This window comes from Aerococcaceae bacterium DSM 111021, assembly GCA_020112395.1.
GTDB lineage: Bacteria > Bacillota > Bacilli > Lactobacillales > Aerococcaceae > Ruoffia.
This window is the reverse complement of sequence record JACCEK010000002.1, coordinates 505,851-530,260: the sequence shown is the minus strand read 5'-3', so window position 1 is coordinate 530,260 and position 24,410 is coordinate 505,851. Positions and strand designations below refer to the sequence as shown.

Below are 24,410 nucleotides of genomic sequence, written 5' to 3'. Positions count from 1 at the left end.
CTTTTCTAACGGGGGCAACCGATATATTGCAGACGTTTATATAGACGTTTTGAGGCATTTATTGAAAGATAAGTGCGAATTTGGGTGGTAACACGATATAGTCGTCCCTAATCAGGTAAAACTGATTAGGGACTTTTTTTATTTTATCAAAGGAAGGAAGTTAAGTATGCCAATTAAAGTTGTCCAAGGATTACCTATACGTAAAGAATTAGAAAGAGAACAGATTGTAACGATGGATGAAAGTCGAGCTCGTACTCAAGATATTCGACCGTTAAAAATATTAATATTAAACTTAATGCCTAAAAAAGAAGCGACAGAACTCCAACTGTTGCGCTTATTAGGTAACACACCTTTACAAATTGAAGTTGATTTGATGTATACAACAACGCATGATGCAGCAAATACACCGGTCAGTCATTTGAATCAGTTTTACAAAACCTTTTATCAAGTTAAAGACAATCAATATGATGGATTAATCATAACTGGAGCGCCCGTTGAGCAATTAAAATACAATCAAGTTGATTATATTGATGAGTTGAAGATGATTTTGAAGTGGTCTGAGCGTAATGTCTTCTCACGTCTATTCATATGTTGGGGTGCGCAATTTGCGTTGCATTATGATTACGGTATTGAAAACTATAAACTGGACCACAAGTTATTTGGAATTTATGAATACGATGTGAAAGAGGAGCGACACCCTTTAATTCGAGGGTTTAATGATACTTATTGTGTACCGCAATCGCGTCATACATCAATTAACTTGAATGATATAAAGGCAGAAAAAAACTTAACTGTCGTCACCTCGCATCCTGAATTTGGACCTGACATTATTACGACAACAGATTTTCGAAATATCTTCTTATTAGGCCATTTGGAATATGACCGAGATACGTTAGAACAAGAGTACCAGCGAGATAAAGAAGCTGGTTATAAGATTCAACCACCAGAAAATTATTATCCAAACGATGATGATACGAAAAAACCGCTATTCAGTTGGCGAAGCTATGCGTTTATTTTATACAATAATTGGCTAAATAACGTATATCAACATACTTATTATGACTTGAAAGATATTTTGAAGGAGGACAAACACAATGAGCACACATCTTAACACTAAGCTTGTTCAATTAGGTAATCGTCAGGACCCAACAACTGGAGCTGTTGTAGCGCCAATCCACTTGGCCACAACTTACGCCCACCCTGGTTTAGGCCAGAGTACAGGCTATGATTATACACGAACGAAAAACCCAACACGTGAGATTTTGGAACATGGATTAGCGGATCTAGAGGGTGGAGTGAAAGCTGTTGTGACGAGTTCAGGAATGAGTGCTGTGCAACTCGCTTTTCAAGTATTTAATCCTGGGAGTCACTTTTTAGTGTCTCGTGACTTGTATGGAGGCAGTTTTCGTTATTTTGAGCATCTTGAAGCTCAAGGTTACTCACGATTTAGTTATTTTGAATCGGAGGAAGATTTAGAAAAAATTATAACAGATGAAGTAGATGGTATATTTATTGAGACGCCAACCAATCCATTAATGAAAGAAGTTGATATCCAGCGGATAGCTGATTTGAGTCATCGACATGATGCGCTACTACTGGTAGATAATACTTTGTTGACGCCACTTCGTCAAAGACCTTTAGATTTGGGAGCGGATATTGTTATTCATTCCGGTACCAAGTATTTAACGGGACATAATGACATTTTAGCTGGTGTGGTTGTGACGAATAATCAAAAGATAGGTGAGAAACTAAGTTGGCTGTCGAATACAACTGGTCCCACTTTATCTCCGTTTGACTGTTGGTTATTTATCCGAAGCTTGAAGACATTACCGGTTCGCATTGATCGTCAAGAAAAGACAGCGAGAGAAATTGTCACATGGTTAAAACAACAAACTCAAATTAAAGAAGTTCTTTATGCGGGTAAAGGGGCGATGATAAGTATTCGCTTAAAAAATGAACAGGCAGTTGGTCCGTTCTTAGAAAGATTAGCTCTCTTTACTTACGCTGAAAGTTTAGGCGGAGTAGAAAGTCTAATTACATATCCAACAACGCAGACGCATGCTGATATTCCAAAATCACTGCGAGAATCATACGGTTTAACACCTGATTTATTAAGATTATCTGTTGGTTTGGAAGATGTTGATGATTTAATCCAAGACTTGAAAGTTGCTTTAAAAGTTAAATAATGTTTAGATATTTGTTGTAGAAAGAAGGTAGATTTTTGGTGGAAATAGAAGAATTTGTGGATAAATATTATGTTGAACGCCGACATACGAACTCCCTTAAATGGGACTTGCTGGAGCAACGTTTTGGCCAGCCAGATTTACTCCCATTATGGGTAGCGGATATGGACTTTAAAGTGAGCGAAGCAATCACTAAATCATTAAAGGACCGTGTATTACATGGAGTTTATGGGTATACATTTGCTGATAAATCATATTACTCAGCTTACAGTAGCTGGATGGAGGCACATTTTTCTTTTCCAATCAAAGAAGAGTGGGTTCGGTTTTCAACCGGAGCTGTCCAAGCTATTTACCACTTATTATACGCTTTTACCAAAGAAAACGATTCAGTTATTATTCAACCACCTGTTTACTATCCTTTTAGTGAAGCCGTTCGTGATACAAAACGTCAATTAGTGAGTGTTGATTTAGTGAATAATGATGGTTACTATACAATCGATTTTGACCAGTTTGAACAGGCTGTTATTGATCACTCTGTTAAGTTGTATATTCATTGCTCACCACATAATCCAGTTGGCCGTGTTTGGACTGAAGAAGAGCAAGCCAAATTGTTCGCAATCTGTCGTAAATACGATGTTTTAATTATATCTGATGAAATTCATCAAGATTTTACATTTGAACGAGAACATATCCCCGCAGCAAATGTTTCAGAAAGTGCTCACCGTGACCGCTTAATTACTGTGAATTCAGCATCCAAATCCTTTAACATTGCTGGATTAACACATTGTAATATAGTGATTACTGATGATAAACTACGAGAGCAGTATGATACTTTTGCAAATAGGATGGTTAAATCAGAAGCGAATATTATGGGTCTATTGGCAACAGAAGCGGCTTATGTTGACGGTGTTGACTGGATGGATTCATTAAAGAAAGTAATCTATCACAATTACGAAATAATTCGTGATTACTTTGGTAAATTCGCCCCTAAAATTGTCGTATCTCCACTGGAAGGAACTTACTTAATCTTTGTTGACCTAAGAGCCGTAGTGGATAATAATCAGATGGTCGAATTTATTCAAGAAAAATGTGGAATTGCTGTTGATTATGGTGAGTGGTTTGGTGAGGGTTACGAAGGATTCATTCGCTTAAACCTAGCAACAAAACCGGAGAATATTGAAAAAGCTGTTCAAGCAATCGTTGAAAATTTAGGGTAATTAAGTATGAGGCTTTCATTGACTGAAGGCCTTTTTGTTTGGGATGAGTAAAGTAAAATCTAACTCACCTTGTCACCGTATGACACGCCGCTTAAAGCGTCTAACTCACCTTGTCACCGTATGACACGTCGCTTAAAGCGTCTAACTCACCTTGTCACCGTATGACCCGGCGCTTAAGAGGTCTAACTCCCCTTGTCATCGCATGACCCGGCGCTTAAGGTGTCTAACTCCCCTTGTCATCGCATGACCCGGCGCTTAAGGTGTCTAACTGACCTTGTCAGCGCATGACACGGTGCTTAAGGTGTCTAACTCCCCTTGTCATCGCATGACCCGGCGCTTAAGACGTCTAACTCACCTTGTCACCGTATGACACGCCGCTTAAAGCGTCTAACTCACCTTGTCACCGTATGACCCGGCGCTTAAAGCGTCTAACTCACCTTGTCACCGTATGACCCGGCGCTTAAGGTGTCTAACTCCCCTTGTCATCGCATGACCCGGCGCTTAAGGGTTCTAACTCGCCTTGTCAGCACATGACCGGATGCTTAAGACGCCTAACTGACCTTGTCAGCACATGATAAGGGCAGTTAGGCGTATAAATAAAAAATCCTAACAATCCTCATTGTTAGGATTAACAATACTATTCATCAGGGGTTAAAACAGTTAAGTAATTTGGTAATATGCTTATTTCTACTGGGAAGGAAGGGCCTTCGTCGCCATCAACGGCAACTTGTGCGCTGACATCTTGGTTCAATAATTCAATCTTAATTTTTTCCGCATCTACAGTGAATACACCATTATTTTGGACATTTTCTGCATTGAATATCCAATTAGCGATACTACCGACTCTATCACCTAGTGTAGTTTTCTTTAACCCAAAGACATGCAACTTACCATCATCATAGCTAGCGCCTTTAAAAAAATGTTTTAAACCGACCACGCTACTAGAAACTCCAATCATCAAGAGGTCCAGTTCAAACTCATCGACTTTGTTATCAATATTAATACTAAGGCGGTAACTCTTTTGTTCATTTAATGCTTGAAGCCCTTTGACTAAGTAAGCTACAGGTCCCAAACGTTCTTTTTCTTCTTCGTTGACATCAAAGACACTTTCAGGAATCGTACCAGCTGAAACCAAACTCAAGAAAACTTGGTTATTAATTTGACCTGCATCGATTGTTTTTGGTGTGAGTAGAGGAAGTGCTTTGACGGCTTCATCTAGGTTTACTTCAATATTCAATGCACGAGCGACATTATTCACGGTTCCTGTTGGAAGAATTGCAATCTCTGGACGATAAGTCGCGTCTTTTAAACTCGTTGCCATCAGCGATACCGTACCATCACCGCCTAAAATAACAATAGTATTGTATCTTTCATGCGCGGCTTTTTTAGCAAACTTTGTAACATCTTCACCTGATTCAGTTAAGTTTATTTTTACATGACGTCCATTGGCTTCAAGTATGTCTTTTGCTTGATGTGCATATTTTTCTGCTTGACGCTGCCCTGAAGAAGGGTTCGCAATAATCATGACATCTTTCATATTATCTCTTCCTTTAAAAAAATTTATGAGTTCACTATACCGCTAGCTTTTATTAATGACAAATATTATGATAGCAATAAAGGGGATTTATACATGAGAACTCAAAAAGAGAGAATGGAAGCTGGCGATTTGTTCCTACCAGATGATCCTGAATTTGCAAGAATGAATCGTCGAAACCGACTTCTCGTTAAAGAGTTTAATCAGACAACCGTCGATGAATTAGATCAACGGTCCGAATTATTATGTAACTTAATACCAAACATAGGTAAACAAGCATATATTGAGCCGCCTTTTTATTGTGAATATGGTAATTATATAAAGACAGGCGATAATTTTTTTGCGAATTTAGATTGTATCTTTATGGATATTGCACCTATAACTATTGGCCATAATGTTTTGATTGGTCCTCGAGTTGGAATTTATACGGCCAATCATCCACTCGACGTCGATGTAAGAAGCAAGGGTGTGGAATATGGACAAGCTGTAACCATTGGTGATAATGTCTGGATTGGAGCTGGAGCAATCTTAAACCCGGGTGTGACTATTGGAAGTAATACTGTGATTGGTTCTGGCGCAGTAGTGACAAAGGATATCCCAGATAACGTATTAGCAGCAGGCAATCCTTGCCAAGTCATTCGGACGATTGGTGAGGAAGATCACATCAAATGGCAAAGACGTTTGGATGATTATTTAGAAGAGATGGGTCCACTATAGAATATAAAAACCCCTTGGATAAAACTAGTTCTAACTAGCATTGTTCAAGGGGTTTAGGGTCTTGTCAAAATAAATGAGACAACGTTGTCCCATTTACTCCTTAACCCGAATTTTAGGTGTCTTTGGAATAAAGATACTCAGTGATATGAATAGCCAGAATAAGCCTAGTGAGAACCCAGCCACAACATCACTTAAATAGTGAACTCCTAAGAATATACGACTGAAACCGATTAATAAAATAGTAACAAAAGATAACACAATCAACACGCCACGAAACGCACTTGGCTTCAAAAATAGTAACAACAACAGAATCACACAGCCAAAGGCCACCATCGATGCAAAGGCATGACCACTTGGAAAAGAGTAACTCGCTTCTTGCACTAACCTCAGCTCTTCATCAGGTCGACTGCGTTGGATGATATTCTTTACTAAAGGATTCAAGCCTAAACTACCAATTGAATTTGTTAATATAATCCATAATGGTAAGTGGAATCGCTTAGTTAGGACATAGGCAATAATTGTTAAGATTAAAACAGTTGCCACCACACTAGTTGGATTTGCCAGAATCGTAACAGCACTAAAAAAGGAACTTAGCTGAGGAGTACGCCAAGAAATTATCGACAGTGTGACGCGATTATCAATGTGCTGAATAGTATTCATATTGAATGTAATGATGACAATGATAATCAGAAAAGGTATAAGAGCAAGCAATGAGTAATTCAAATATCTTTTATTCAAAAAATCACCTCTATATATTATTTAATTAAATAAAGAACTTCTTTGATGGCTTCACCGTGAATTTGTTGGTAAAGCAAAGCGTAATCTTCAAAACGAATATCAGAACTTGTACCTAATAATTCAAATTCTACACCAAACAAATTGACTACGATATTCAACTGTTGAAACCCGTTGTTCTCGTAAAATTGTAAACGCCGTACGCGCTCATCTTGAATGCCTGCTTCGGTGTTTACAACTTCAATCTCTAAACAAATAGGAACATCCTTGTATTTATTATGAAGCAACGACAGAACTTTAGATCCGTAACCAAGACCTCGATATTCTGGCGCAATCGCGAAGTACTCAACAAACATTAATTGAGGTCGTTTTAGCGTAGTGATCATGCCTACAAAGGAATTATCTTCCTCTAGGATAACAAAGACATCCGAAAAACCTGCTTCTTGATGGGCATAAAGAGCGTCGATAGGTTTGCGTTCATTCTCTGGGAAAGCTTCTAAATATAGTTTATGTAAATCCTCGGAAAAAAGCGATTGATTATTTGTAATACGTTGTATTTTCATTTTAAAAACTCATTTCTAACTTATTTCTTCTATTGTATCTGTATTTGAAAATGATTAAAAGTATCTTCTATTGTTATATCATTATTTCATTTATGGTAGAATTAGATATTATTTTGGTAAGTTATAAATATTACGAGGAGGTAATAAAGTGGAATGGATTAAATTAATAGGTATTGTCATTATCGTTTTAGGGTTTATATTAAAATTCGATACAATAGCAACGGTTGTTATAGCAGGATTAGTAACAGCGTTAGTGTCAGGTATTTCATTCACAGAGTTTTTAACTATATTAGGCGAGGCATTTACAAATCAGCGTTTTGTGACGTTGTTCTTCTTAACGCTACCTATGATTGGTTTATCAGAGACTTTTGGATTAAAGGAGCAAGCAGTGCGTGTAATTGAAAAGATTAAAGGACTTTCAACAGGTGGGTTATTTACAGTGTATCAAGCCATTCGTGAATTATCAGGCTTCTTTTCAATACGATTAGGAGGGCACCCACAATTTGTTCGCCCACTGATCTACCCAATGGCAGAGGCAGCAGCACAAACAGATACAGCTGATAATTTAAGTGAAGCAGATCTGGAAAAAATTAAAGCACGTGCTTCAGCAGCTGATAACTATGGAAACTTTTTTGCTCAGAACACATTCGCAGGTTCAGCAGGAATTCAGTTAATTAGTGCAACGCTTTTTGATTTAGGTTTGAACGGTAACCAAAGTTCATTAGCGATTGCGTCAATCCCAATTGCAATTATTGCACTTGTGTTAGGTGCGATTTTCAATTGGCGTTTTGACCGTCAATTACGTAATAAAACAAAAACGAGAAAGTAGGAGGGGAAATCAATGGAACAATTCGCAAGTACAATTTTAGAAATTATGTATATCGTCATCGGTTTACAATTACTTTATACAGCTTACCGTGTATTCAATGATGCAACGAATCCTACACGTATAGGAACAACGTTATTTTGGGGCATACTTGGCGTGTTATTCGTTGGAGGAAGTTATATTCCGAATATGATTAACGGATTGTTAGTCCTTATAATTGGAGCAATTACATTATTTAAACAAGTATCTATTGGGCAAATCAAAGCGACGCCAGAAGAGGTTGTGCAAAAGAATGCAGATCGAACTGGAAATCGAATCTTTGTGCCTGTAATGATTTTGGCGATATCTTCACTAGTTATTGCTCAAGTTTTCCCAGCCTTAAGTCAATCAGTTTTAGGACTAGGAGCTTTACTAGGAACATTGACCTTATTATTCACGATTCGTCGTGGTCCACAAACGTTATTACCAGAAAGTGATCGAATGATTCAACAAGTATCAACAACAGGTATTTTACCTCAATTACTAGGAGCTTTAGGAACAGTATTTACAGCTGCTGGAGTTGGAGATGTTGTTTCAGGTATGGTTCAAGGAATTATCCCTGCTGAGAGTCGGTTCTGGGGTGTATTAGTTTACGTTTTAGGAATGGTTCTATTCACAATGGTGATGGGGAATGCCTTCGCAGCCTTTACAGTGATTACATTAGGAATTGGAGTACCGTTCGTATTCTCACTAGGTGCGGATCCGATTATTGCTGGAGCTTTAGCAATGACAGCTGGATTCTGTGGGACGTTAATGACCCCTATGGCTGGTAATTTTAATGCATTACCTGTAGCATTATTAGAGATGAAAAGTGAATTTGGCGTCATAAAAGACCAAGTGCCATTCGCACTTATTATGATTGTAGTTCATGTTGTATTAATGTACTACTTACCATTCATGTAACAAGGAGGAGTATATATTATGAAAATTTTAGTAACAGGTTTTGATCCATTTGGCGGAGAAGCGATTAACCCTGCTATCGAAGCAGTAAAATTATTGCCAGACACAATAAGTGGAGCGCAAATTGAAAAGTTAGAAATACCAACTGTTTTTCACACGTCAGCCGATGTGGTTCGTGAGAAAATGAATGAATTCAAACCAGATATCGTCTTAAATATCGGTCAAGCCGGTGGACGTATGGGCTTGACGCCTGAACGTGTAGCGATTAATCAAGACGATGCGCGTATTCCTGATAATGAAGGAAACCAACCCATTGATGTGGCAATTCAAGAAGACGGCCAACCGGCTTACTTTACTAAATTACCCATCAAAGCGATGGTTGAGGCGATGAAGAACGCTGGGATTCCTGCATCAGTTTCCAATACTGCTGGAACGTTTGTATGTAATCACATTATGTACCAAACACTTTACTTAGTAGACAAAGAGTTCCCAGAAGTAAAAGCTGGGTTCATGCATATTCCATTTATGACAGAACAAGTGCTTGATAAACCTAATCAACCTGCGATGTCATTAACTGATATGGCACGTGGAATTGAAGCAGCCATTGAAGCTATCGTTGAATATAATGACAAGGGCGATATCCAAGCTGTAGGTGGGGCGACGCATTAGTTTTTAGCTAAGAGATGCAATCTGATATAATTAGAGAAACAAACTTACGAAAAGAGGAATTGAGATGTCACTATTTGATCGATTAACCGGAAAAGCTGGTAAAGTTGATAACGCAAGTGCTATGAATATTGTACAAGACATTCTAACATCGACAGAAGAAGTTGTTTCAACTTATAAACTCATTCGCGATTTTATTGTTTTTACAAACAAACGACTGATATTAATTGACGTTCAAGGAGTTGGAACGAAGCGTGATATCCAAAGTATTCCATACAAATCTATCAGCCGTTTTACAATTGAGACGGCCGGAACAGCAGATATGGATGCAGAGATTGACATTTTCATCTCAAGTGCGACAGAGCCTATCATTCGCCTAGAATTAGGTCGTAACCGCGACAATTTAAATGAAATTGCTCGTACCTTAGCAGAAGAAATCTTAGGTTAGTTACAAAATATAAAACACCTCTTGGCCCAATGAAAGTTGGGCCAAGAGGTGTTTTATATAGTTTAACCAGTTTGATCACTTTAACCAGTGTGGTTTTATAGCCATTTATTCCGTTTAAATAGCCAGTAACCGATGAACATTAAAGCTAAAGTTATAATTCCAATTAAGAACATCGCAGGAGGCGCTTCTTCTCCAGGAACAGGGACGTTCATTCCCCAGGCACCAGTTATAATCGTTGGTATAGTTAGTATGATTGACCAAACTGTTAGTATGCGCATAATCTGATTCATATTATTGTTCACGACACTTGATAAGATATCACTGACTTTTTCGTTGAGCTGTTTCAGTTCATGCACCATACCATTTGCTTGATGGAGTTCAACGTTCACATCACGTAAATGACGGAAATCATTATCATCTACTTGTAAGTGTTTAAACTGTTCTTTTAAACGTTCAAGTACTTCACGGTCGTTAGTTATCCCGGAATTAAAGAAAACGAGTGCTTTATTCAGTTTCATTAAGCGGTAGAAAACATCATTTTTGGTTGTTTCTGTGACGTCGACCTCTAAAGCACGAATTTCCTGATCAATTTCTTCCAGAAGTACAATGAACAATCTAGAGACAAACCAAAGTATACTCAGCATTAAACCGAGTTCATCTAAACCATCAAAGGAATTAAGTCTTTCATGCGTCATGAGATCTAAGGATTTTAGTGAATCAACACTGGTTACTATGACCAAGCCGGGTTTAAATACAATCGCGATTGGAGCCGTCCGATAAACATCACGGAAATCATGAGTTTGTTCTTTGAACGGGTAATTAAAGAGCGATAATGTATAGACTTCACCTTCCTCATTAGTAAAAGATTCCCACCGCGCCACTTCATATGAGTCTAACCCACTCGTGATAAAATCCTTAGGAATATTAAACTGATCGATTAAATATTGAATTTCGTTTTGGTTAGCTTGCCATAGATGATAAAATTCATAAGAATATTCTTTTTGTTCTTTTATATAAGTCATTTGGCGGTGCTCAAGCATAATGATTCCTCCTTAATGTCCTTTTATTATCTTCACTTTATCACGTATTCATCTGAAAGACGATTGTGAGGACTCTAATTGATTATACAAAAAAAGAGATGAGATAAACACTCAGCTCTTTTTGAATAGGCTATCACACTTGTAATGAATTGCCTTAATTATTAATTTAGAAAAACTGAATACCGAAACGTTACTCAGTTTGATAACATTATTTTGTTGTATAGCCGTGTTCTTTAGCTAAATCGATGTAGTCTTTTAAATTACGTTTAAACACCCAGTCACTAAATGACTCCGATAAGACATCGCTCGCCGTACGGTAGACTAAAGAAGGAATATTACGAATACAGTATACAAAGATATCATCAACTTTAAGTAGAGGCTCGTCGTAAGTCGTTTCTTTACTGAACTCAACCGCTTCGCCAGGTTGTGCAGCCAAGTCTACAACGAGTGTTCCTTTTTTCATGTTTTTAACATGGTCACGAGTCAACATATGGTTTGTCGGATCAGATACCGCAATTCCGTTAATAATCACATCATACTCGTCATAGGATGCATAGAACTCATCCATGTTACTACGGTAAAACATACGGATATTATCAATGGCACCAAGTTTCGACGCTGCGTTCATTGCACCTTGCGATACGTTACCTGAACCAAGAATCGCAATATTAGTAGTTGAGCTGAATAATTTTCCATAACTCAACATCGAGTGAATCGTACCAACATAGCCAGCAGTGACACTATTTTTGTAAGTGAAATTACTTCGGATGAATGGAATAGGTTCAATCTTATCTTCAAAAGCAATCGTCGGATTTGTATTATCAATATTTAAGATAAGCAGATGTTTATCAGTTGCGACTCCTTCCATAAACGCTTTCCCTTTAGCTTGTGGATGGACCCAACCAATAATAATTTGGTTGTCTTGTAATAACTCATATTCCTCTTCAGGTATACCTTTCATCGAGTAGATCGCATCGGCTTGTGCATAAACCTCTTCTCGCGAAAGGACAGTACATCCTTTATCCTCATATTCTTTATCTGTTACTTCAAGACTTTCACCAAAACCAGCCTCGACTAATATGTCATTTTCAAAGCCTTCAATATGTTCTGGTAGTAGTGTTAATCTTTTCTCACCAGGATTGCTTGGTTTTAATATCCCTAATTTCATATAATACCTCCTATTTAAATACTCAAATCTATTATAACCTTTTTTCGAAAAAATTATAGATTACACTTTATAAGTATTATTAAAATAGATATCAAAAGTGGTTACATCAACATATTACTTAGTTAAATAAATAATATCAGATGGAACTTACTATTAAATAGTTAGGATAGTGTTGACAAAACATACAAATAGATGGTATACTTCTTTTTGTCGTTGTCACGACCAACCACTTTTTACCGACATGCCGGGGTGGCGGAACTGGCAGACGCACAGGACTTAAAATCCTGCGGTGGGTGACTACCGTGCCGGTTCGATTCCGGCCCTCGGCATAACAGTACATCAGTTTAAAATAATCCTTACTCTTAACGAGTGAGGGTTATTTTTTTGCCATAACTTATTTCAGATAAATAAAAAGCAGAACAAACTAAACTGAATGAGTTTGTCCTGCTTTATTTATTTAATTAGTTCCCATCAACTTCAAATACTTCAGCAACTTCACCATCTATATAATGTAACATTGGTGCAGATTCTACCGCATTATGGTATTCATCATATTGAAAAGCACCTGTAATTCCTTCGAATTGAATTTGTTCCATTGCATCGCGAATCGCAGCGGGATCATCTGAACCTGCTTCTTCAATCGCTTGGAAAATTAAGTGAGCAGCATCGTAACTTAAAGCATCAAACGTATCTGGTGAGTTTCCATAACGCTCTTCAAACTTGGCAACATACTCTTGTGCACCTGGATTCTCGCTCCCAGTATGGAAATGAGATGTAATATATAATTCAGTCGCATTTTGAGGGCCAGCAATTTCAATTAACGTATCACTCGCAAAACCATGACCACTTAAAATAGGTTGTGTAATCCCCATCTCGCGAGCTTGACGAACGATGATTCCTCCTTCACTGAAGAAGCCAGGAATGTATAAAACATCAAAATCCATTGCAGCTAATGACGTTAAAATACCCATAAAGTCTTGCTCGCCACCGTTATAAGAAAGTTCATCGACAATTGTTCCGCCTAAAGCTTCAAATTCAGCCTTGAAAGGATTCGCTAAACCAACCGAATAATCATTTGATTGGTCTGTAATCACAGCTGCGTTGGTTGCGCCTAATTCATCTACCGCAAATCTTGCGGCTGCTTGCCCTTGGAATGAGTAAGTAAAGGCTAAGCGGAAAATATTACTTAATACATCCCCATTATCATCTATTGTTAAATCATCTGAAGTTCCTACTGGATACATTGTTGGCAATTGACTATCTATAGCAGAAGGACGCGATGCATAAATCATATCAGAGGTTGCTGGGCCAATTACTGCTGATACATCTTCTTCTGCTAAGCGAGTAGCGATAGAAGTTGCTTCGGTTTTATTTGATGTATTATCATAATCGATGATTTCAATCATTCGTCCACCTAATAATCCTCCGGCTTCATTAATTTCTTCAGCAGCTAAAGTAAGATTATCAATAATAGGCACGCCATAAGCTGATCCATAGCCCGATAGTTCTAAGTTAGCACCAATACGAATAGGTTCTTGATCTTGAGCATTTGCAGTTGTCATAGCCGATGAGAAGCTTGTACCTAAAGTCAACATTGATAATAAAGTAATTCCAATTTTTCTTAGTTTCATAATAATAATCTCCCTTTTATAATTCAATAGAAAAAATAAAAAGCCCTATTCTATCTTGTTGGATAGAATAGGGCTTTTAAAAAGAAAACGCCTATTCTGTCAACAAACACGAATAGGACTTGGCGTATACTCGAAATTTACTCGAATAAGCTAAGTCCTGACAGCGTCGACGACGACGTTGTTTTGTTTTGTGTTTGTTAACAGATACATACGAATTCTCCTTAAAGCTTCATTGTTTTCTAATGTGAATTTAAGATAACACATAAAAAAAAGATGTGCAAGTAATATTATATAAAATATAAAAGGTCACTCTACGAACGATTTCACTTAATATTATAAATATTCATAGAAAAATCATTTCCAAACCCTCAAGTGGATGTTATAATGAACAAGTGTGGTAATCGATTACAATTACATGGGATTAATAATGTATGCCCTTTACATAATTGTAACAGAAACTTTATATATATTACACGTCTTACCAAGTAAGCTGTTTTATACTAACTTAAAGTAATAATTAAAAGAAAGAGAATATAATGAGTGAAAATATAATTAAACAAACAAAAAATGATAAAAAGTTTTTAATCATGTCCCATCGTGGATTTTGGGGTGGTAACGTAATTCAAAATACTCGCCAAGCTGCGATAACGGCTAAAAAAGCAGGTGCAGATATTATTGAAGTCGATGTATGCCGGTCATCTGACGGTGTATATTATCTGTTCCATAAACTCAGCGTAAGAATGTTATTAAACGTTGACAAAGAATTCGAAGAGATGACTTCTGAAGAGATCGATTCTTTAGTTTTACTTAATTCGAATGCGGAAAGATCAGGGTACCGAGTAGAGAAATTAAAAGATTTTTTAGACTGGCTTCCATTAAATTATATCGTCAACATTGATCGGTCGTCGGACTACTGGGAAGATGAAGCTTTTTTCGAGATGCTTGTAAGATCAGGCAAGAAAGATTTATTATTCCTTAAGGCCCCTGCAGAGCCAAAGTATTTAGAACAGTTGAATAAGGCTAATCTGAATATACCATTCGTTGCGATTGCTTACGAACAAGCAGATTTTGAACGTGTAAAAGCCTACGATAACATTCGGTTAATTGGAGTAGACTTGCGAATTGATGATTTAAATAATCATTCACTATTAGAAAGCAATTGGCTAAACAAGATGATTAATCAAGATATGATGATTATTGCGAATTCAGAACATTTAGGTAGAGAATATAAATTATTCGATGTGCTGGATGACACAGCGGCAATATTAGGTAGTGAGACCTATGTATGGAGCATTATGCGAAAATACGGGGTGAATGTTATTAAGACGGATTGGCCTAACTTCGTCAATGATTACCGCAACCGAATTAGAGAAACTAATTAGAAAAACCGCTAAAGTATTTACAACTTTAGCGGTTTTTTGCGTATTTTTGAGAATTATCGGCACAATCAGTAGCTATTGTTCCCAACCTATCAAAAAAGATTAGTTATAGTCATTAATTATTCAAATCACGTCGGTTATAAGCAACAAAACCAAGCGACGAAAGTACAATAGCTAATACGCTAATGGCCAATAAAGGGTATACATCAAATTCCACCGGAGTGTGGTGAAAGATAGATAAGTTATTTAACCATTCTGGAAACTCCATTAGATTACCTAAATAACTCACGATGAAAGAGAACGTTAAGTAAAGCCAAATCAATTGTAGGACTTTAGGAACGAATCCTAGTATGAAAGTAGTTAAACTTAATAGAAACCAAATGGCAGGGATATATAACAAGGCTATTTCTACAAAAGTTACGAGTGATAAAGGCTCATCCATCATAAAACTCGCAGAATAGTAAATACCAACTGCCATTAAAAGTTGCATCATTGCAATAAATACTAAACCGATTAAATAATAGGTCAGTAGCAACTTAGTCCTCGAAACGGATCGACTGTAAATAATGTCTAATCGTCCAACATCTTCCTCGTGTTTCAGACTCGTTATCATAGTCACAGCAGGAATACTGGTAAATAGGGACATAATTGCGAACAATAGTCGAATAAATTCCTCAGTCAAAGAGGCAGTGTCCAAATTTGGTAGAAAAGCTTGCAAAATATCCATGTCAGCAAAATATGTTTCAAGATCACCTAAAATCGCACCGAAGGCCGTTGCTATAAGGAAGACTCCTAAAGACCATGAAATTAATTTTACTTTTTCTTGACTCCAGACAAAACCAGGTAAAGTTTTCAAGAACCAAGAAGCATTTTTCTTACCAGGATATTGGGGCAACAAACCTTGGAAAATATCGCGACGATGATTTAATATAAAACCGACTCCAATCAAAAGCGCCGCCCCAACAATCAATCCAATAATTGGCCACCATTCATTAGTAGCAAATACTTCTGTTCGTACTGTCCAACCTAAAGGAGAAAAAAGGGACAATGTTTCATTACTAACGTCTCCAAAAGCACGAATAATATATGAAAGAATGAGCACAGAGAATGCGATGCTACGCGTTCCTCGAGTTGTCTCACTCAATTGAGCAGCAATAAAGGTGACACCTGAAAAGAATAATCCAGTAGCTCCAAGGACCGCCCCATATAAAAATGAAGCTTCCCAAGTAAAATCAGCATTGCCCATGAGACCCAGGCCAATAGCAATTGCTAATGTAATGGCTGCATTGAGTAAAAACATTAATAAAGTTGCAGCAGTTGCATAAGATAATTTCCCAACGGGTAATGATTGAACGAGCTCTAGTCTACCTTCCTCTTCATCCAACCGTGTTGTCGTGCTAGCCAATAAAATGTTCATAACGGCCATTCCAACTGCTGTAAATAACAACATCTCTCCAGCAAAAGCAATAGCAGCTGTGTAGTCCGCTGGTAATTGTGCAGGACCTAACATCGCAGTCATGGCAGGGTTTTGCATTGTAATTCCTAAGCCCATCAAGTCACTTTGGTTTTCGTAAATCATAGGGTAAACGTAAGCCACGCCTAAAGTCAGTCCAACAATCCCAATTAGCCAAAGAATAATATTTAGCCGATGTTGACGCAATAGCAAACTAAAAATTCGGTTAGTCTCTTTAAAAAGCTGTGTGAGCATAGACTACTGACCTCCTTGCGGATTCTCATAATGATGTAAGAATAGATCTTCCAAAGTAGGCGGTTGGCTTTCTAAATTTATCAGATTAAAATTTGAGAAATGTTGCATAATTTTATTAAGTTTAGGGCTATCAATCTGCATCTGATAGCGATTCCCATCCATTTCAATTAATTCATGAACACCCTCTAATTGAGCTAAATTATTCATCGGTTTTTCAGTTTGAACTGTTAATTTATTTCGAGTTAAATGACGCAACTCATCTAGCGTACCTGACTCAATTATTTGGCCTTTACCAATAATGGAAACACTGTCACACAGACGCTCCACTTCAGATAAAATATGACTTGATAAGAGAACACTTTTTCCATTTTCTTTAGCTTCAAAGATAAGTTCTTGGAAAAGACGTTCCATTAACGGGTCCAGACCAGAAGTAGGCTCGTCTAAAATATATAAATCCACATCTGCTGCAAAAGCGGCAATCAAGACAACTTTCTGGCGGTTTCCTTTAGAATAAGTCCGACTCTTTTTTGTAGGGTCAAGTTCGAAGCGTTGTATCAAATCCTCTAAACGTTCTTGATTCACTTGACCACCGTGCATCTTCAGCAATAAATCAATGATTTGCCCACCGGTTAGATTTGGCCAAAGATTAGTGTCTCCTGGTACGTAAGCAATGCGTCTATGAATATCTACTGATTGTTGCCAAGCATCTTGATCAAATACTTTAACCAGACCTGAATTAGCTTTTAACATACCTAATAAAACACGAATGGTAGTTGATTTACCGGCACCATTTGGCCCAATAAATCCATGGACTTCGCCTTTATTAACATTAAGATTGACCTTATCTAATGCTGTGAACTTACCAAATCTTTTCGTTAAATTTTGTACTTCAATTACGTTTGACATTTTGTCCTCCTTATTTAGAACCGTCAGTAACATATATTGGTTTGTAATATACCGTCTTCAATAAATGAATATAAGCAAAAAATTCATCATAAAGTGGTGTTAAGTCTGAGGGATTTATTTCTGTAAAATCCTTATCAGAAAAATGCGTCACAAGATTGCTGCGATAACCTTCTATCGACCAATAAATTAGATTCAATGCTTTCTCAGCATCAATATCCTCACGAAATTTTGTTAAATCAATATCTTTATTTAATACATTATCAACTTGTTGCTTAATTGTTTGATGTGCCTGTGCTAAGCCTTCATAAATAGTTGTATAACGTGAAATATTTACAAAAATATGACCTAGAAAATCAAACGTATCTTTATATCTAGGATATCCTTGACTTTTAATTTGTGAAAAATGAATAATCCGATCGAAAATATCAGTAATGTCATAATTAACCTTCTGAAAATACATTGTATTAATGCGTTTTAAAGATAATTCAATTAAATACTTAAACAAGTCTTCCTTGTTATTGAAATAATTAAACAAGCTTCCTTTACTAATATTCGCTTCCTTAGCAATCCGATTTGTTGAAGCGTCATCAAAGCCTTTTTCAGCAAATTCTTTAAAAGCTGCATTTAAAATGCGTTCTTTCTTTGCATCATCAAGTCGATTAAATTGTTGGTTTTCTAACAAGAAGCACCCACTTTCGATAAATGACCACTCTGGTCAATTTACTCACACCCTAACACACATGACCACTCTGGTCAATTATTTTACGAAGTATTATTAAGTGAAAATTGTCCATTAATTTCTTGATTTTCATTAACAATGGTCAATCTTAGTTCTTTATTATATTCTTTTCCCATATAAAAACCCCCTAAATCCTTGTCCGGATTTAAGGGGTCACTACAGTAGTGGGTTTGTTTTGGAAACAGTTTAAACAGGTGATTAAACTGATTAAACTGATTAATCGATTAGTAAGCAATTAATTGAATCGATTGTATGAGTGTAAAAAGCTTGTTGTCATTGTTTGAAGAGAAGAATTGGTAGTGTTTACTTTCTGAGAATTTATTCAAGCACAATATCCACTGGTTTTAAGTTAACATGTCCAAGTGAGTCAGGGACCATATTCAGGACGTGATCTTGCACAACATACGGATTACTGTAGTAGTAGATTGGAATAACGGGCATTTCTTCGATAAAGAGAGCCTCTGCTTCCTTTAATAGATCAATTCGTTTTTCCGAATCTAATTCACTATCTGCTTGTTCAAGTAGTCTACGATATTCTTCACTATCCCATCCTGTATAATTGTTCCCAGTAGTCGGAGTTAAGTACATGTTTAATAGTGATGTTCCATCATTATATCTTGAAGACCAACCTAAACGAGCTACTTGGTAATTTTGCGAGCCTAGATTATCGAGATGTACTTGCCACTCTGCATTCGAAAGTTCAACGTTTATACCTAAATTATCGATCCAATTATTTTGAATAAATTGAGCAACAGCTGAATGCGCTTCACTCGTATTAAAATCGAGTGAAAGGGTCAACTCACTCGGATCAGATAGACCTAATTCTTCTAAAGCTTGACTCAAAAACTCTCTTGCGGCTTCTGGGTCATTGTCTGAGAAGTAAGGTTCTTTATTTTCAAACCCATTAATTGAAGGAGGAACAAGTCCCATAGCAGGATTCTCTCCACCTTTTAATACGTTATCAATTAAACTCTGACGGTCAATGGCTAAAGCTAGTGCTTTACGCATGTTTAAGTTAGACATAATCTCGTCTTGAGTATTGATAGTGTAGTAGTAGACAGAACCTTCATCCGCAATCGTTAACTGACCATTCTCCCGGTATATCTCTAACGCATCTAAAGAAACGTAGGTAAATGGATTACCGACATAGTCAATCTCACCAGCTTGAAAGGCGTTGTTCGCTGTAGATTGTGATTCGATAATTTGCATATTTACTTGATCCAAATGAACGTTTTCACTATCCCAGTAAGTATCATTTTTACCTAATGTAATATGTCCATTATGAACCCATTCAATCAAAGTGAATGGACCATTTGATACATATCCATCACCCGCTTCGGTTGCCCAACCTGGATCCGCTTCTACCACAGATTGAAGTACAGGTGAGAAAGCTTGTCCGTTAATTAAATCTAAAAAATAAGGAGCAGGGTTAATTAAAGTCACTTCTAAAGTGTAATCATCTAAAGCTGTTACACCCACATCTTCAGCAGATCCATCACCAACATTATATTCTTCTGCACCTTCTATAATATAAAATAAAGCAGCAGATTGAGATAGAGTTTCTGGATTCAATGTCCGTTTCCAACTATACTCAAAATCATGAGCCGTTACAGGTTTACCGTTGGTCCATTGAGAACCTTCTCTTAAGTGAAACGTGTAAGTTAAACCATCTTCGCTTGCTTCCCATGATTCTGCAACCGCAGGTTGAGGAACACCTTCGGTGTCTAACCATGTTAATCGTTCAAAGGTATTACGGATAACAGCCCCAGATATATTCTCATTCCCTAAAGCTGGATCAATTGATGGAGGTTCTGAGGCGATCGCTACATTCAGAATTTTTTCTTCTTGTGCATAAGACACACTGACTGGAGTAATGAGACCGATGGATAATAAGGCGAAGGCTAATATTAAAAACGCTTTCATTTTCATCATGAATGTTCTCCTTTGTACGAGGTCATCCCAAATATGGAAGGATTATGTCGATACGTTTATTTTAAGTTAATAATTTCTTTATTCAAAATATAAGTCAATAAAATATAAAATTATAGATTGAAAGTGGTAAATATAGTAGGTATATATTAATGAAAAGTCTCCATGAAAAAACTTTTTTTCATGGAGAAAAAAGTCAGTAGTTAGATAAGTTTTTGTCGTTTTGCTTCTTTAATTAATTTCAAAGCCCGTTTACGTGTTTTAATATTGGGACTCTTTAAATCACGATAAGCGCTAGAAACAGTCATTTTTACCATAGTTAGTTTGCTCCTTTAATTGTTTTACCAGCTCGCTTTATGCACACCGGGAATTTGACCTAAATGAGCAAATTTCCGGAAATTGACACGGGACATACCAAATTTACGCATATATCCTCTTGGTCTCCCATCGATATTATCGCGTAACCGTAAGCGATTTGGATTGGAATCGAGGGGTAATTTGTTTAACGCTTCGTAATCGCCGGCTGCTTTTAACTCATGACGTAATGTAGCATAATGCTCGACAAGTGCGAGTTGTTTTTCGTATTTTGCAATTTTTGATTTTTTTGCCAAGTGTGTGTCCTCCTTATTTTTTTACTTCTGCGAATAAAGTACGTCGTCTTAATTTAGGTGAATATTTCTTCAATTCAAGACGATCAGGGTTATTACGGTGATTTTTCGTTGTTAAGTATAAACGTTCGCCAGTTTCTTTGCATTCCATTAAAATGTTGTTACGCATTGTTTACTCCTTTAAAAGATATGATCGCAAATAGTAATCGTTACTATTTAGGTATAGTATCAAGAAGGGTTAGAGATGTCAATAAAATAATTAGAATTCGAGGTAATAAAATGATTTATTTTCAAACTGAACGATTAATATTGAGAGATTGGAAGCAAGCGGATATCGAACCGTTTATCTGTATGAATCAAAATGAAGAGGTCATGCGTTATTTTCCAAAGACTTTAACAAAAGAACAATCATTACACTTTATTGAGAAAATTCAAGCTGAATTCGACGAGAGGGGTCATGGTTTATATGCGGTTGAGGAGAGAGAATCCGAGGAATTCATTGGCTATATAGGTCTTCATCAAGCTACGTTTGATGCTGATTTTACATCATGTACAGAGATAGGTTGGCGTCTCAAACGTGATGCTTGGGGGAAAGGGTATGCAACTGAAGCGGCTAAAGCTTGCTTATCATATGGATTTGACGTTTTAGATCTGAAAACAATATATAGTTTCACCGCAAAAATAAATCAGCCATCAAGAAATGTCATGAATAAAATCGGTATGAGCTTTATCAAGGAATTTAATCACCCTAATCTTTCTAGTGGGCACAGCTTAGAAAGACATGTGCTATTTAGCAAATCATCAACGGACGAGTTCATATCAAATGCACAATCTTCCTAAATCCAGTAGAATAAAGGTTACAAGGAGGCGACGTTTATGAAAGTAACTGCAGATATGATACATCCAGAACTGCGACGAAAAGGAAAATGGATACAACGATTACAACCTAAAATGAATCAATGGGCAATGAAAAAATTAGGAAAACAATCTCAACGGTCATTACGAGGTAAATATAGTGGCCCGAATCGCTTACGAGAAGTTTGGATTCCTAGAGAAGATGGAACACAACTAAGACTATGTGTTTTTCGACCGCGTCAGCGTGTGCATTCAGATAAAGAAATCTTCCTCACACAGTCTAAGAATCAGTGGGATTCAACAGATCAAGGCGTACCCGGTCTTCTTTGGTTGCATGGTGGGGGGTATTCTTTAGGTGCGCCTGAGCAAGATGCAATTTTTATTGATAGCTTTATTGAAGTGAGTGGGTGCGTCGTTGTTGCTCCCGATTATACATTATCAGGTGAAACACCTTATCCCACAGCTGTTGAAGACTCATACTTGGCGCTAAAATGGTTAAAAGATCATGCGGATGACTATGGAGTAAGAGCAGATCAACTTTTTGTCGGCGGAAATAGTGCTGGTGGAGGTTTGACTGCAGCTTTATCTCTTTTAGCAAGAGACCGTGAAGAGGTGAATATAGCTTTTCAGATGCCTTTATACCCAATGTTGGACGCGAGTATGCAGACTACTTCTGCTCAAAATAATAATGGGCCGATTTGGAATAGTCATTATAATGAATTAGCATGGAAGATGTACTTAGGTCCATTGTATCAAACCGACCAGGTACCCATCTATGCTTCACCAATAAAAGCAAAAGACTATTCAAAATTACCTCCAACTTACACACATGCCGGAACAATCGAACCGTTCTTTGATGAGACGGTAAATTATATTGGTTACTTACTTGATGCAGGTGTGCCAGTGCATTTCAAATTATTCGAAGGGGCTTATCATGCCTTCGATATTATTCAACCGAACACACTGATCGCCCAAGAGGCTCGAGCGCATCTTCTTGCAACTTTTAAATATGCAGTAAAAAATTATTTCGCAAAACAACCAGATTAATTAAGAACAACTTCGATTACTATATCGGAGTTGTTTTTTTTATTGAAATGAGACAACGTTGCCCATTTACTTTTATGATTGACTTTAAAAAGTGAGGTTGATACAATACTTATAAATTTAATTAAATCAAAGCAACTAGTTTATCACCGGATAAATTAGTCAGGCTCTTTTCCTTTTGTGTAGGTCGTAGAAACAAAAGGGAGGGGGCCTTTTTTGTTTGAGGAGGAAAATAAAATGATACAAGTTGAAGATCAAAAGACTACACAAAGATTATTTATTCAATACACTTCACTAGCCATGTTGAGTATGTTAGGGCAATCATTATTTATATTCGCTGATACATTTTTTATTGCTAACGGTGTAGGGGCACACGGTATCGCAGCTTTGAATATTGTTCTTCCAATGATTAATGTCTTTAACGGAATCGGTTGGATGTTTGGTATTGGAGGCGCAACGCTGTTTGCGATTGCCTTAGGCAAGGAGCAAGAGGATGATGCGAACCGGTTATTTAATATGACCTTATTATTCACACTAATTGTTTCGGTGATTTTTGCTGCTATCACAACGCTTTTCTCGGATTCCATATTGAGCTTTTTAGGTGCGAACGAAGAAATATTCCATCTGTCGAAAAGTTATTATGATATTTTAATGTTTTTCTCTCCTTTATTTATGCTTAATTTTGTGTTCATTTCATTTTTGCGTAATGATAACAATCCGCGCTTAGCGATGATTGCGATGTTGGCTGGGGGACTTGTGAATATTGTCTTGGATTATATCTTTATCTTCCCGCTACAGATGGAACTGCGTGGAGCTGCTATTGCGACAGTTTGTTCACCGATTACATCGATTCTAATTGCTGGGTTGCATTGGCGACGTCCAGATCATCGACTACAATTTAATAAAGTTGCACTGACATTCAATAAGTTAAAAGAGATAGTGAATTTAGGTTTTTCGTCATTTTTCAATGAGTTTTCATCCGCAGTTGTGATGTTTTTATTCAATATTGTTCTCTTGCAATTAGTGGGAAATATTGCTGTATCAGCCTATGCGATTATTGCAAATATTAATATAATTGTGATTGCGTTGTTCACTGGTCTCGGCCAAGGTTTTCAACCACTGGCAAGTAAGTATTTTGGACGAAACAAATCTAAAGAGTTGAAACATGTACTTAAATTAGCACTAATTGCTGCAAGTATCCTAAGTGTAATCATTTTTATAATAGGATTTTTCTTTCCAGATGCTTTAGTTATGATTTTCAATCGTGAACAAAATCATGAATTAGCGGCGATTGCTGTTCAGGGAATTCCTTTATACTTTGTGTCATTTTTATTGACAGGTATTAATTTTATGGTGATTTACTTTTTAGCAGCGATTAATGAAGCAAGATCATCTTTAATATTATCTGCTTTACGTGGATTCATACTCATTATTCCGGTATTACTTGTGATGTCATTGTGGTTTAATCTGCTTGGTGTATGGTTAACTTTAGTGATTGTTGAAGCGATAACTTGTGTCTTTGCTATCTATATCTTGCGAAAATCATTAAAACGATTTAGTTAATTGAAGCAAAAA

General features: G+C 36.9%; 25 protein-coding genes and 1 tRNA gene. 13 read left to right on the top strand and 13 right to left on the bottom strand.

From position 1 onward, the window contains the following. The first annotated feature begins 166 nt into the window (after positions 1-166). The 3 genes from metA to HYQ40_08720 are packed head-to-tail and all read left to right on the top strand — an operon-like array spanning position 167 to position 3,400. Positions 167-1,111 carry a homoserine O-succinyltransferase gene (metA, locus tag HYQ40_08730; protein ID MBZ6527864.1) on the top strand — a complete coding sequence of 315 codons (945 nt, stop codon included), beginning with the start codon at positions 167-169 and terminating at the stop codon, positions 1,109-1,111. Further along, a complete protein-coding gene (locus tag HYQ40_08725; protein MBZ6527863.1) occupies positions 1,095-2,186 on the top strand; it encodes an aminotransferase class I/II-fold pyridoxal phosphate-dependent enzyme in 1,092 nt (363 codons plus the stop codon). The genes metA and HYQ40_08725 overlap by 17 nt, the downstream gene beginning before the upstream one ends. A gap of 38 nt (positions 2,187-2,224) precedes the next feature. Next, positions 2,225-3,400, top strand: coding sequence for a pyridoxal phosphate-dependent aminotransferase (locus tag HYQ40_08720; protein ID MBZ6527862.1), 1,176 nt, complete (start codon positions 2,225-2,227; stop codon positions 3,398-3,400). 637 nt (positions 3,401-4,037) lie between these two features. Here HYQ40_08720 and HYQ40_08715 read toward each other — a convergent pair. Further along, a complete protein-coding gene (locus HYQ40_08715) occupies positions 4,038-4,937 on the bottom strand; it encodes a diacylglycerol kinase family lipid kinase (GenBank protein MBZ6527861.1) in 900 nt (299 codons plus the stop codon). Between the two features lie 93 nt (positions 4,938-5,030). Here HYQ40_08715 and HYQ40_08710 point away from each other — a divergent pair, with 93 nt between their 5' ends. Continuing rightward, positions 5,031-5,651: a sugar O-acetyltransferase gene (locus HYQ40_08710; protein MBZ6527860.1), complete on the top strand. Its 621-nt coding sequence runs from the start codon at positions 5,031-5,033 to the stop codon at positions 5,649-5,651. 93 nt (positions 5,652-5,744) lie between these two features. Here HYQ40_08710 and HYQ40_08705 read toward each other — a convergent pair whose 3' ends face one another. Both HYQ40_08705 and HYQ40_08700 read right to left on the bottom strand, forming a co-directional pair. Next, positions 5,745-6,389: a phosphatase PAP2 family protein gene (locus HYQ40_08705; GenBank protein ID MBZ6527859.1), complete on the bottom strand. Its 645-nt coding sequence runs from the start codon at positions 6,387-6,389 to the stop codon at positions 5,745-5,747. Between the two features lie 17 nt (positions 6,390-6,406). After that, on the bottom strand, positions 6,407-6,949 hold the full coding sequence (locus tag HYQ40_08700) for a GNAT family N-acetyltransferase (protein MBZ6527858.1): 543 nt from the start codon (positions 6,947-6,949) through the stop codon (positions 6,407-6,409). A gap of 148 nt (positions 6,950-7,097) precedes the next feature. Here HYQ40_08700 and HYQ40_08695 point away from each other — a divergent pair, with 148 nt between their 5' ends. The 4 genes from HYQ40_08695 to HYQ40_08680 all read left to right on the top strand — a co-directional run bounded on the left by HYQ40_08695 (position 7,098) and on the right by HYQ40_08680 (position 9,828). Beyond that, positions 7,098-7,778 carry a DUF969 domain-containing protein gene (locus HYQ40_08695; GenBank protein MBZ6527857.1) on the top strand — a complete coding sequence of 227 codons (681 nt, stop codon included), beginning with the start codon at positions 7,098-7,100 and terminating at the stop codon, positions 7,776-7,778. A gap of 12 nt (positions 7,779-7,790) precedes the next feature. Next, on the top strand, positions 7,791-8,717 hold the full coding sequence (locus HYQ40_08690) for a DUF979 domain-containing protein (protein ID MBZ6527856.1): 927 nt from the start codon (positions 7,791-7,793) through the stop codon (positions 8,715-8,717). A gap of 18 nt (positions 8,718-8,735) precedes the next feature. Further along, positions 8,736-9,383, top strand: coding sequence for a pyroglutamyl-peptidase I (gene pcp / locus HYQ40_08685; protein ID MBZ6527855.1), 648 nt, complete (start codon positions 8,736-8,738; stop codon positions 9,381-9,383). Positions 9,384-9,447: 64 nt separating this feature from the next. Further along, positions 9,448-9,828, top strand: coding sequence for a PH domain-containing protein (locus HYQ40_08680; protein ID MBZ6527854.1), 381 nt, complete (start codon positions 9,448-9,450; stop codon positions 9,826-9,828). A gap of 95 nt (positions 9,829-9,923) precedes the next feature. Here HYQ40_08680 and HYQ40_08675 read toward each other — a convergent pair whose 3' ends face one another. Both HYQ40_08675 and HYQ40_08670 read right to left on the bottom strand, forming a co-directional pair. After that, positions 9,924-10,868 (bottom strand): magnesium transporter CorA family protein, encoded by a 945-nt coding sequence (locus HYQ40_08675; GenBank protein ID MBZ6527853.1) that lies wholly within the window; start codon positions 10,866-10,868, stop codon positions 9,924-9,926. Between the two features lie 208 nt (positions 10,869-11,076). Next, a complete protein-coding gene (locus tag HYQ40_08670; protein ID MBZ6527852.1) occupies positions 11,077-12,036 on the bottom strand; it encodes a N(5)-(carboxyethyl)ornithine synthase in 960 nt (319 codons plus the stop codon). Positions 12,037-12,279: 243 nt separating this feature from the next. On the opposite strand from HYQ40_08670, the gene HYQ40_08665 reads away from it, so the two are divergent. Further along, a tRNA-Leu gene (locus tag HYQ40_08665) sits at positions 12,280-12,365 on the top strand. Positions 12,366-12,497: 132 nt separating this feature from the next. Here HYQ40_08665 and HYQ40_08660 read toward each other — a convergent pair. Further along, positions 12,498-13,667 carry an ABC transporter substrate-binding protein gene (locus HYQ40_08660; GenBank protein ID MBZ6527851.1) on the bottom strand — a complete coding sequence of 390 codons (1,170 nt, stop codon included), beginning with the start codon at positions 13,665-13,667 and terminating at the stop codon, positions 12,498-12,500. Positions 13,668-14,203: 536 nt separating this feature from the next. Between HYQ40_08660 and HYQ40_08655 the strand changes: the two genes are divergently transcribed. Then, complete coding sequence (locus HYQ40_08655; protein MBZ6527850.1) at positions 14,204-15,049, top strand: glycerophosphodiester phosphodiesterase family protein; 846 nt, start codon at positions 14,204-14,206, stop codon at positions 15,047-15,049. A 112-nt stretch (positions 15,050-15,161) separates the two neighbouring features. Here HYQ40_08655 and HYQ40_08650 read toward each other — a convergent pair whose 3' ends face one another. The 7 genes from HYQ40_08650 to rpmG form a co-directional block, all read right to left on the bottom strand. Next, on the bottom strand, positions 15,162-16,754 hold the full coding sequence (locus HYQ40_08650; GenBank protein ID MBZ6527849.1) for an ABC-2 transporter permease: 1,593 nt from the start codon (positions 16,752-16,754) through the stop codon (positions 15,162-15,164). Between the two features lie 3 nt (positions 16,755-16,757). After that, entirely contained in the window at positions 16,758-17,660 is a 903-nt protein-coding gene (locus tag HYQ40_08645; GenBank protein MBZ6527848.1) for an ABC transporter ATP-binding protein, read from the bottom strand. A gap of 10 nt (positions 17,661-17,670) precedes the next feature. Beyond that, on the bottom strand, positions 17,671-18,342 hold the full coding sequence (locus HYQ40_08640; GenBank protein MBZ6527847.1) for a TetR/AcrR family transcriptional regulator: 672 nt from the start codon (positions 18,340-18,342) through the stop codon (positions 17,671-17,673). Positions 18,343-18,717: 375 nt separating this feature from the next. Beyond that, on the bottom strand, positions 18,718-20,322 hold the full coding sequence (locus HYQ40_08635) for a peptide ABC transporter substrate-binding protein (protein MBZ6527846.1): 1,605 nt from the start codon (positions 20,320-20,322) through the stop codon (positions 18,718-18,720). Between the two features lie 209 nt (positions 20,323-20,531). Continuing rightward, positions 20,532-20,645 carry a putative metal homeostasis protein gene (locus HYQ40_08630; protein MBZ6527845.1) on the bottom strand — a complete coding sequence of 38 codons (114 nt, stop codon included), beginning with the start codon at positions 20,643-20,645 and terminating at the stop codon, positions 20,532-20,534. Positions 20,646-20,669: 24 nt separating this feature from the next. Next, positions 20,670-20,939, bottom strand: a complete 270-nt coding sequence (gene rpsN, locus HYQ40_08625) for a 30S ribosomal protein S14 (protein MBZ6527844.1) — start codon at positions 20,937-20,939, stop codon at positions 20,670-20,672. Positions 20,940-20,952: 13 nt separating this feature from the next. Further along, positions 20,953-21,105 carry a 50S ribosomal protein L33 gene (gene rpmG, locus HYQ40_08620; protein MBZ6527843.1) on the bottom strand — a complete coding sequence of 51 codons (153 nt, stop codon included), beginning with the start codon at positions 21,103-21,105 and terminating at the stop codon, positions 20,953-20,955. A gap of 110 nt (positions 21,106-21,215) precedes the next feature. Here rpmG and HYQ40_08615 point away from each other — a divergent pair, with 110 nt between their 5' ends. From HYQ40_08615 to HYQ40_08605, 3 genes are all read left to right on the top strand, one after another. Continuing rightward, the gene (locus HYQ40_08615; GenBank protein MBZ6527842.1) at positions 21,216-21,776 is read left to right on the top strand and encodes a GNAT family N-acetyltransferase; all 561 of its coding nucleotides are present in this window, start codon (positions 21,216-21,218) and stop codon (positions 21,774-21,776) included. 36 nt (positions 21,777-21,812) lie between these two features. Further along, complete coding sequence (locus HYQ40_08610) at positions 21,813-22,838, top strand: alpha/beta hydrolase (GenBank protein MBZ6527841.1); 1,026 nt, start codon at positions 21,813-21,815, stop codon at positions 22,836-22,838. A 234-nt stretch (positions 22,839-23,072) separates the two neighbouring features. Further along, positions 23,073-24,398 carry an MATE family efflux transporter gene (locus HYQ40_08605; GenBank protein ID MBZ6527840.1) on the top strand — a complete coding sequence of 442 codons (1,326 nt, stop codon included), beginning with the start codon at positions 23,073-23,075 and terminating at the stop codon, positions 24,396-24,398. The last annotated feature ends 12 nt before the right edge of the window (positions 24,399-24,410 follow it).

Coding starts and splice junctions, on each gene's coding strand:
- metA (MBZ6527864.1), top strand. CDS start 167: ATGCCAATTAAAGTTGTCCAAGGATTACCTATACGTAAAGAATTAGAA.
- HYQ40_08725 (MBZ6527863.1), top strand. CDS start 1,095: ATGAGCACACATCTTAACACTAAGCTTGTTCAATTAGGTAATCGTCAG.
- HYQ40_08715 (MBZ6527861.1), bottom strand. CDS start 4,937: ATGAAAGATGTCATGATTATTGCGAACCCTTCTTCAGGGCAGCGTCAA.
- HYQ40_08710 (MBZ6527860.1), top strand. CDS start 5,031: ATGAGAACTCAAAAAGAGAGAATGGAAGCTGGCGATTTGTTCCTACCA.
- HYQ40_08700 (MBZ6527858.1), bottom strand. CDS start 6,949: ATGAAAATACAACGTATTACAAATAATCAATCGCTTTTTTCCGAGGAT.
- HYQ40_08690 (MBZ6527856.1), top strand. CDS start 7,791: ATGGAACAATTCGCAAGTACAATTTTAGAAATTATGTATATCGTCATC.
- pcp (MBZ6527855.1), top strand. CDS start 8,736: ATGAAAATTTTAGTAACAGGTTTTGATCCATTTGGCGGAGAAGCGATT.
- HYQ40_08680 (MBZ6527854.1), top strand. CDS start 9,448: ATGTCACTATTTGATCGATTAACCGGAAAAGCTGGTAAAGTTGATAAC.
- HYQ40_08675 (MBZ6527853.1), bottom strand. CDS start 10,868: ATGCTTGAGCACCGCCAAATGACTTATATAAAAGAACAAAAAGAATAT.
- HYQ40_08670 (MBZ6527852.1), bottom strand. CDS start 12,036: ATGAAATTAGGGATATTAAAACCAAGCAATCCTGGTGAGAAAAGATTA.
- HYQ40_08660 (MBZ6527851.1), bottom strand. CDS start 13,667: ATGAAACTAAGAAAAATTGGAATTACTTTATTATCAATGTTGACTTTA.
- HYQ40_08655 (MBZ6527850.1), top strand. CDS start 14,204: ATGAGTGAAAATATAATTAAACAAACAAAAAATGATAAAAAGTTTTTA.
- HYQ40_08650 (MBZ6527849.1), bottom strand. CDS start 16,754: ATGCTCACACAGCTTTTTAAAGAGACTAACCGAATTTTTAGTTTGCTA.
- HYQ40_08645 (MBZ6527848.1), bottom strand. CDS start 17,660: ATGTCAAACGTAATTGAAGTACAAAATTTAACGAAAAGATTTGGTAAG.
- HYQ40_08635 (MBZ6527846.1), bottom strand. CDS start 20,322: ATGAAAGCGTTTTTAATATTAGCCTTCGCCTTATTATCCATCGGTCTC.
- HYQ40_08630 (MBZ6527845.1), bottom strand. CDS start 20,645: ATGGTAAAAATGACTGTTTCTAGCGCTTATCGTGATTTAAAGAGTCCC.
- rpmG (MBZ6527843.1), bottom strand. CDS start 21,105: ATGCGTAACAACATTTTAATGGAATGCAAAGAAACTGGCGAACGTTTA.
- HYQ40_08615 (MBZ6527842.1), top strand. CDS start 21,216: ATGATTTATTTTCAAACTGAACGATTAATATTGAGAGATTGGAAGCAA.
- HYQ40_08610 (MBZ6527841.1), top strand. CDS start 21,813: ATGAAAGTAACTGCAGATATGATACATCCAGAACTGCGACGAAAAGGA.
- HYQ40_08605 (MBZ6527840.1), top strand. CDS start 23,073: ATGATACAAGTTGAAGATCAAAAGACTACACAAAGATTATTTATTCAA.